This window comes from Pseudofrankia coriaricola, from assembly GCF_032027725.1.
In the GTDB taxonomy this organism is placed as follows: Bacteria; Actinomycetota; Actinomycetes; order Frankiales; family Frankiaceae; genus Pseudofrankia.
Genome location: NZ_JASNFO010000167.1, coordinates 1 through 7,790, shown reverse-complemented (window position 1 = coordinate 7,790; position 7,790 = coordinate 1). Strand labels below are relative to the sequence as shown.

General features: G+C 67.5%; 10 protein-coding genes and 1 pseudogene. 7 read left to right on the top strand and 4 right to left on the bottom strand.

Translation table 11 applies throughout. The annotated features are described in order from the left end of the window. Positions 1-130: HNH endonuclease (locus tag QOZ89_RS48150; protein WP_491723686.1), on the top strand; the 130-nt coding region annotated here is incomplete at its 5' end. 271 nt (positions 131-401) lie between these two features. Continuing rightward, entirely contained in the window at positions 402-1,592 is a 1,191-nt protein-coding gene (locus tag QOZ89_RS46360; protein WP_312630334.1) for a DUF2235 domain-containing protein, read from the top strand. Between the two features lie 400 nt (positions 1,593-1,992). On the opposite strand, the pseudogene QOZ89_RS48575 reads toward QOZ89_RS46360, so the two are convergent. Both QOZ89_RS48575 and QOZ89_RS46350 read right to left on the bottom strand, forming a co-directional pair. Next, positions 1,993-2,088 (bottom strand): annotated as a pseudogene (locus QOZ89_RS48575) (WD40 repeat domain-containing protein); the annotation flags it as partial. A 79-nt stretch (positions 2,089-2,167) separates the two neighbouring features. Next, complete coding sequence (locus QOZ89_RS46350; RefSeq protein WP_071046538.1) at positions 2,168-2,488, bottom strand: hypothetical protein; 321 nt, start codon at positions 2,486-2,488, stop codon at positions 2,168-2,170. On the opposite strand from QOZ89_RS46350, the gene QOZ89_RS48145 reads away from it, so the two are divergent. Next, entirely contained in the window at positions 2,468-2,593 is a 126-nt protein-coding gene (locus tag QOZ89_RS48145) for a hypothetical protein (RefSeq protein WP_349307990.1), read from the top strand. The genes QOZ89_RS46350 and QOZ89_RS48145 overlap by 21 nt on opposite strands. 439 nt (positions 2,594-3,032) lie before the next feature. On the opposite strand, the gene QOZ89_RS46345 is transcribed toward QOZ89_RS48145, so the two are convergent. After that, entirely contained in the window at positions 3,033-3,203 is a 171-nt protein-coding gene (locus QOZ89_RS46345; RefSeq protein ID WP_312630333.1) for a hypothetical protein, read from the bottom strand. Between the two features lie 142 nt (positions 3,204-3,345). Between QOZ89_RS46345 and QOZ89_RS46340 the strand changes: the two genes are divergently transcribed. The 3 genes from QOZ89_RS46340 to QOZ89_RS46330 all read left to right on the top strand — a co-directional run bounded on the left by QOZ89_RS46340 (position 3,346) and on the right by QOZ89_RS46330 (position 4,995). Continuing rightward, positions 3,346-4,095 carry a helix-turn-helix domain-containing protein gene (locus QOZ89_RS46340; RefSeq protein WP_312630331.1) on the top strand — a complete coding sequence of 250 codons (750 nt, stop codon included), beginning with the start codon at positions 3,346-3,348 and terminating at the stop codon, positions 4,093-4,095. A 185-nt stretch (positions 4,096-4,280) separates the two neighbouring features. Next, positions 4,281-4,580 carry a nucleotidyltransferase family protein gene (locus QOZ89_RS46335; RefSeq protein ID WP_071046535.1) on the top strand — a complete coding sequence of 100 codons (300 nt, stop codon included), beginning with the start codon at positions 4,281-4,283 and terminating at the stop codon, positions 4,578-4,580. Next, positions 4,570-4,995: a HepT-like ribonuclease domain-containing protein gene (locus QOZ89_RS46330; protein ID WP_071046534.1), complete on the top strand. Its 426-nt coding sequence runs from the start codon at positions 4,570-4,572 to the stop codon at positions 4,993-4,995. Before QOZ89_RS46335 ends, QOZ89_RS46330 begins: the two co-directional genes overlap by 11 nt. Before the next feature lie 1,619 nt (positions 4,996-6,614). On the opposite strand, the gene QOZ89_RS46325 is transcribed toward QOZ89_RS46330, so the two are convergent. Beyond that, complete coding sequence (locus QOZ89_RS46325; RefSeq protein ID WP_312630330.1) at positions 6,615-7,550, bottom strand: hypothetical protein; 936 nt, start codon at positions 7,548-7,550, stop codon at positions 6,615-6,617. Here QOZ89_RS46325 and QOZ89_RS46320 point away from each other — a divergent pair. Next, positions 7,516-7,790, top strand: a 275-nt coding sequence (locus QOZ89_RS46320; protein WP_312630329.1) for a helix-turn-helix domain-containing protein, incomplete at its 3' end; no start/stop codon positions are given. The two genes, QOZ89_RS46325 and QOZ89_RS46320, sit on opposite strands and share 35 nt — an antisense overlap.

Sequence of the window (7,790 nt, the reverse complement as noted above, 5' to 3'; positions counted from 1 at the left end):
ACCAGGACGACGCGAGAAGCCGACGTGGGTCCGGCTCATGGCCATGCGACGGCGCAAGACACTTGTCACCTGCCGGCCATGCCACGAAGCCATCCACGCCGGACGACCTACCACGCAACCCACGGCATAACCACTGGAGAGCCCGTTGCGGTTAACGCCGCCCGGCGGGTTCGGCGGGGGGCCGACGGAAAAGGACCCAACCAGGGCACCTCGCCGGCGGCCTACCCGACGACACGGTGGCTTCATACTGCCCGGACGGTAGGGACGTGGAGACCGTGTTCCCGACCGTGGAGGCTAATCTTCCCGTCCCGTACGGGAATGTCGGGGTCGACACGGGGCAAATGAGCGTGTCCGGGTCTAGCCTGTTCGTTGCCGGTCTGTAGCGGGAGGGCGGTCCACGGATGGGGCGCAACATCGTGGTCTGCGCGGACGGGACCGGCAACACGTTCGACAGTCGACCGACGAACGTGACGGCCCTGATCGGGTGCATCGTCCTCGATGTCAGCCGTCAGTTGGTCGTCTATGACCAGGGGATCGGGACGACCACCCGGACGAGCCAGGTCGATCTGCTCAGGCAGTCCACGGCGGAGCGCAAGGCATTCCAGGTGTTGCCTGCTCCAGACGGCGCGGGAGCCTTGGGGTGGGCGAGGAAGGGACGCGGGCTGGTCACCGGGTACGGTTTGAAGGAGAACGTGGGGCAGATGTATCTCGCCCTGGCGGAGTGTTACCAGCCTGGGGATCGTGTCTTCCTTTTCGGTTTCAGCCGTGGCGCTTTCACCGTGCGCGCTCTCGCTGGCCTGCTCTACCGGTGCCACCTGCCACGGTCGAACTCCGGGGATCTCGCTGCTAGCTTCGACCGGGCGTGGAAGGCGTTCCTGCCGGTCGAGGACAAGGACATTCCCGTGGCCGAGGTCCAGGCTCTGCGCCGGGAACACCGCCCGTGTCCGGTGCACTTCCTTGGTCTGTGGGACACGGTCAAGTCTTATGGCGGTCTCAATCCCGTCATCCTTCCGCACCTTCGACACAACCCGATCGTTGCCCACGTGCGGCACGCCCTGGCCCTGGACGAGCGACGTGCCTGGTTCAAACCAACCACCTGGGGACGGCTGGACAGTGACCTCGACGCAGCTATGTCTCGTCTCAAACCCGAGGACGCCGAAGCGATCCGTCAGCAGGATGTCTGCGAGATCTGGTTCACCGGGTGCCACAGCGACGTCGGCGGAGGCGGCCCGAGGGCCGCCCGGACGGCTCGCATCGCGCTGCGCTGGATGCTAGGTGAAGCCGCGAACGTCGATGAGGGCCTGATCCTCAACAAGGCCGGGGTAGCACTCTTGCACGAAGCGGACCCGCCTGGGCCACCGGTGGTGCACAAGTCATGGACCCGGACCTGGCGGGCCGTCGAGCGAATCCCTCGTGGAGAGATCGACAACAGCGGACTATGGCCCGTCAAGGTGCCCCACCGAGGCAGCGACGGAGCACGCGACCCCCACCGTTCCAGGCGCAGTGGTGTCGTGCTCGTCCACACCACCGTCGGCGCCCGGCACTCCATCCCCGGCTCGGTCGAAACCCGCGCGACCCAGGGGCCGCCATGAGACCAATGCCGGCCAGCGACAAGGTGGCGTTGGTGGGTCGACCGCGACCCGGCTGGCCGGAGATCGCGAGCCCTGGAGCCGATGATTCCGAACCGTCTGCGTGGAGGCCCCTCCGGTGACGGCGGGCGCTGAGCAGGCGTCGTCCCCTTCTGCGGTGCGCGATGGGGACGCGGGCAGGGCGGGCTTCGGGGCGCCGGGCATCTCGCTGCCGAAGGGTGGCGGGGCGATCCGCGGGATCGGCGAGAAGTTCGGCGCTAATCCCGCCGCCGGCACAGGGTCGATGACGGTGCCGGTCAGCCCGGGCCGCTCTGGCTTCGGTCCGCAGCTCGCGCTGTCGTATGACTCCGGCGCGGGCCAGGGGCGTGTTGAGGGTGCTCCGGGTACCGGTATCCCACAGCTGGGCCGTGTTGTCGTCGCTGGCGGTGGCCAGCAGCTTCCCGTCAGGACTGAATGCCACGGCGTTGACCTGGTCTGTGTGGCCAGAGAGGGTGGCCAGAGGGGGTGACGGCGACCGACTGATGGATGGTGCCTTCGACGCCTGTGGGTGTCAGAACTCGGCCACCGGCGTTGACCTGTTAGTTCCCGGGCCCAGCCGTGTGGATTCCCTCTGGCGCATTGTCGGCGAAGATGCCGTAGGGCGCGCCGCCGGCGGTGTAGCCGGCGACGAAGTACGGGTGGCCGTCGAGTGTTATCCATGAGTCGTCGTGGGGCCATTCGTCGTCGCGGCGTTCGGCTCGGCGGCGTGGGGTGGCTGCTGGGCGCTGTGCCCATCGGCGGGCGGTGTCCGGGAGTTCGACGCCGAGCGAGGTCAGGTCGTCGTAGGCGGTGTACCGGTCGACCCCGTACCGCCTGGCGTAGCCGCCGCACTCGCTGGCGTGCCGGGCCCGGCCGTGCACAAGGCACTGCGGGCCCTACGTCAGGAGAAGATCATCAAGACAGGCTACCGGCAGGTCACGGTCCTCGACCTGCCCGCGCTAAGGAAGGCAGCAGGCCTCTCCTAGCCAATCAACACCGCCACTTCCCACACATCAACACGGCGCCCGCTGCGTACGAGGCGCTGCTCGCTGATCGGCTGCGGGTGCTCCCTGACCACCCCGAACAACCTGGCCTCCTGGCAGGCGAGAAACTGAGGTGTCCGGTAACGAACGTTCACGAGACGCATAGATCCACAACACGTTTGCGCAGGTCGCCGGTGTAACGCATGCCGTATACGCGCCTATGTCACGTGCACTCCCATTCGCGTTACGCTCCGATCATGCGCGTCAGCTGCGGACCGGTCTCCACCGCGACCAGCACCCCGTCTCCGTCGTACCGCGAGGAGATCTGAATGGGGGCAGGCGACACCGCCCCAACGCTCGCAGACCTGATGACCGCTCGCGCTGGGTCGATCGCGTGACTGAGCAGCCGCTTGGGGCAGCCTTTGCACAGCTGGTCGCGTTCCTACGCGGCGGCCGGCTGACCGGGGTCGTTGCCGAACTGGAGCACGCTCTGGTGGGCACCGACACGGATGCCGCTGCGGCCGCAGCGGCGCACGCAGGACTGCAGCCGGAGCTGCTGGAGGCCGCGCTGCTTGTCCGGCACGGCCTCGGCCGGCCAAACGACCTCATCCATGCCACCGCGATCAGCCTCGCGCTGCCGAAGATCCTTGATCCGGGCGAACAGCTCACGAACAGGCCGTCGCTGCGTGTGGGGTGCAAGTCGACGGTCATGGGCCCTGAGCTGGGCGGACAGCCGTCGGAGATCATGGTGAGTCATGGTGTCGACGGTGGTATTCCTGCTGATGCGCAGACTGCTCAGCGCGGCCGGCTTCGGTGGTCGGCCCGAAGAGAAGGACGTCGAGATCGCCGTCTTGCGCCATCAGTTGGCGGTGCTACGCCGTCAGGTCGCCCGGCCGCGATACACCCCAGCCGATCGGATGTTGCTGGCCACCCTTGCCCAGCTTCTCCCCCGGTCGCGCTGGTCGGCGTTCCTCGTCACCCCCGCCACCCTCCTGCGCTGGCACCGAGACCTGGTCCGCCTCCACTGGACCTACCCGCAGCAGCATCGTGGTCGCCGACTTGAGGACACGACCGTACAACTGGTGCTCCGCCTGGCCCGGGAGAATCCCCGCTGGGGCTACCTGCGGATCGTCGGGGAATGCCGCAAGCTGCAGATCCAGATATCGGCCACCTCGGTCCGCAACATCCTGCGCCGCCACGGCCTCGGTCCGGCGCCTCGCCGCGGCGCCGGTCCCAGCTGGTCGCAGTTCCTGCGCAGCCAGGCCCGAGGCGCGTTGGCCTGCGATTTCCTCACCATCGGACACCGTCACGATGGCCAGGCTGTACGTGCTCTTCTTCATCGGACTCGACCGCCGCCACGTCTGGCTCGCCGGCGTCACCGCCCCATCACCAGCATCACCCACCCCAACACCCCCACCCCACCGACCCCCACCCCCAGCAGCCCAGCACCACCCACATCCACCAGCCCAAGCCCGCAGACCGCGGCCTCGACACCAGCAGCATGATCACCACCGCGGTGCGCACAGGACGAACAGGACACCAGGCTCGGACCCTCGGCGAGGAAGACCAGCCAGGACCGGATCAAGGACCGAAGCTCGGAAGGCATGCCTCGGCCCTGCGCCTGGCCGGTGCGGGCGGGGTTGATCGTCGTAGACTGAGGCTCGTCGGTCGACGAAGGGAGGGCGGCACGATGACCCTGGACGAGATCCAGGCCTTCCGTCCGCGGCTTGCCGTCCTGTGTCGCAGATACGGGATCGCCGAGTTGGCGGTCTTCGGATCCGTAGCGCGTGGTTCCGCCGGTCCAACCAGCGACGTCGACATTCTCTACGTCCGAGCTCCGGGCAACGACCTCGGTATGTCCTATTTCGACCTGCAGGACGACCTGGAGAGGCTTTTCGGCAGACCTGTCGACCTGGTCGCGAAGGACGGGCTGCACCGGGTGATCCGGGACGAGGTACTGCACGACGCCCAGGTCCTGTATGCGGCGTGACGAGCTCTACCTCGCCGATCTCGTAGACAACGTGCGCGCTGTCCAGGACTACCTCGTAGACGTGACCCGGGAGCGCTGGGACACCGACCGCGTCCTGCGTGACGCTGTGCTGTATCGGATGCTGCTCCTCGGCGAGATCGCCAGCTCGCTACCGGATGACCTGCGCGACCGGTATCCCGACGTGGCCTGGCGGCAGATCCGTGCGTTCAGGAACCTCGCGATCCATCGATACTTCGGCGTCGACTGGGCCGTGGTCTGGAAAATCGCTCACGAAGAGCCGCCCATCCTTGAAGCGCAGATACTGACGATTATCCGCAACGAGTATCCCGGTCTCGCACAGACTCTCTCGCTGGTCGCGCCCCCGAACGCCGAGCCCGGTCAGGCGCCCGAGCCGCCACCACAGCCGACAGACTGACCCGCGGCCTCCAGCCAGCAGTTCATCGACACGAGAAACGGCCCTTCCACGGCGGCGGCTCGGCGAGACGCGCTCCGTAGAGCCACCCTGCAACGAGCGGGCGACTGCGCCGAGGACCACATCCACCGGAGCTGACCACCGTCAATCCACCGCCCTCACCTAACTTTGCTTTTTCATCTTCACCGAGAACCAATCTTCTCCCGCCTACTCGACGGACATTTTCCGCGATGCTGCCAGTCAGCAACCCAACCCGTGGCAGACGGTGACCTTCGACGATGTAAGCGCGGCAGTCGACCGATGCCAAACCGGTGACGAACCGCGCCCCAGCCAACGGCACGAGCCGTCACCGACCGGCACGAACAACAACGACGCAAGCCGGGCCTCGCTCCCGATTACCAACCACCGCAGCACAAAACGACTGCGAACGGCAGCCGACGGCAGCCGACGAAAATAGCCCAGCCGGCCAGAGAGGAAGACTCATAATCTTCGCCTCGCACTGAGTCAACCCCGGCGTCCCAGGTCGGGCTGCCTACACTCCGCCTCCTGCGGCGGTCCCCGCCAGCACCAACGCGGACGGTCCAGGCTCACCGCCAAGATCGGCCGTCTCTCGCACGACGGCGGCCCACCCGAGCTGCGCCGGACCGAGCCCGCACCGTGGCCGGCCCCGCTACTCGGACATCACGCCGGCCGTCACGCATGACACCCGGCATGACATCGCGGCCTCTCCCCAGGAATACGCCGCCACGCGGCGGCCACCGCGCGCATCGAGTGCGCGACGCCTACCCGCACGAGGGCTGCGGCGATGTCAAGGAAGATGACCGGCGTACGCAGGTTCCAGCCATGGCATACACCGGTTCGCCGTTCATTATTCGGCCGGGGCTGCATACCGCGGTATGCCGGCCCGACGGCGTACTCGGCGCCTTGTGGCGGGACTCGCCATGAACATGGGGCGCCAACCAGCGGGCGATGCCAGCGAGCCCGACCACCCGGATGACCGCCAACCGAACCCACCACGGCAGACAGGTACCGCGGGCCCGGCGACCCACCGGCACAAGCGACGCACATCGATACTGGTGCACCCGAAAAGCAGCTGGTAGCAGGAGATCCCGCAGCCCACGACGCCGACCAGCCCGCGCCCCGGATCGTCCCTGCCGACGCACGCAGAGGCGACGACCGAGAAGCACCCGCGGCGCCACGGGTCATCGTGCCGCCCGACCCGCCCGCGCTGACGTCCGAGGCGGCGCGTGCGCTGCTACGTCCTCCTTGGCCGATAAGCGCCGGTCGAGGGGCCGCCATGTGGAAGGTCGCGGACAGCAAATCTGTGATCTCATGCCAAGCACTGGCGTGATCGTGCGTCTGTCCGCGCTCGACCCGTACGCGCCGCTCTCCCTCGAGGTGATCAACCGGTTGCGCGCGCCGCCGGCCCTGGATAGCCCGGACCACAGAGCTCCCCGGCCAATGACCCGAAGAACCCGCCCGGACGTGGACCGGGCGCCCACCCGCGCGACGGCGAGGCCGCCGGCCGCGACCCCGAGCAGCCATGCCTCTCGTATCTCAACACGAGCAAGGCTGGGAGGACAGCCCTCGATCACCCACACCACCGGCGCGAAAGATCGAAGTTAGGTCGCGGGCATGACGCGTACCGCGTTGGGAGGAAGCGACCGGGCGCGATGGTCCAGAAAGAACGCGTTCGACATCTGGTCTAGGCCGGGAATCTCGCCGATCCAGGAACACGGAGGGTCGCAGACAACCTGCTGGGTGTACTGCTTCCATTCCTCTTTGGTTGGCTCCGCCCGCGTGTGGTGCTTTCGCTTCCACCAGATCCTTGAGGAGCCGAACTTGCTGGCGTTCCCAATCCCCGGGTTCCCCGCGTAGCCCTTCAGGGCGCGCTCGGCGAGTGCCCGCGAAGCGGCGGGGATCTCGGCCCAAGGGATCTTCTGGAAGTCGCGATGACGCTTCAGCTGGCCCCGTGGGATGGTGGTTCCCTGGTACGTTCCAGCGCCCTCCACCGGCTCGTACTGCGAGCCCGGGTTCCCGTAGTGTGCCTTCGCGGCCGCGACGTTGACCAGAACGGGTTGCAACGTCGTCGAATACGCACGGATGAATTCTGTGAACGTCGAGAATTTCCTGATCTTGTGTGCGAAGAGTGCGTAGTTGTTAACCATCGCCCAGACCACGGCCAGCCGGTTCTGCGGGTCGCTGGTCTCGAGCTCGACCAACTTGGCAGTCCACACGACGTCCTCAGCGGTGAAGCGGTAGGTGAACTCTCGTCCGGGGACGTCGACGACGATGGTTCCGAACGGGCCCGTCGGCAGACCTAGTGCGCTGTCCGTGAACGTCTGCCGGGCGAGGTGTGGCGATCTCGGTTTGCGGTGATGCGCAGGTATCTGCTCCTGCTCGTGGGAGGGGTCTGCGATGGCGAAGCCGGTGCATGTCCGTCGGTTGACGGACGAGGAGGGACAAGCCCTGCTGCGGATCGTGCGGCGGGGTCGGCACGACGCGGTGAGGATCCGCCGGGCGATGATGATCCTGGCGTCGGCGTCAGGAAACACCAACGAGGCGATCGCCGCCCTGGTCGCCGCCGATCCCGACACGGTCCGGGACGTCATCCACGCGTTCAACGACCGCGGGCTGGACTGCCTGGACCCGCGGTGGGCAGGTGGCCGTCCGCGGCGGATCACCGCAGACGGCGAGGCCCGCATCCTCGAGGTCGCCCGCACCAGGCCAAGGGCGCTGGGGCTGCCGTTCACCCACTGGAGCCTGCGCAAGCTGTCCGACTACCTGCGCCACCCCCC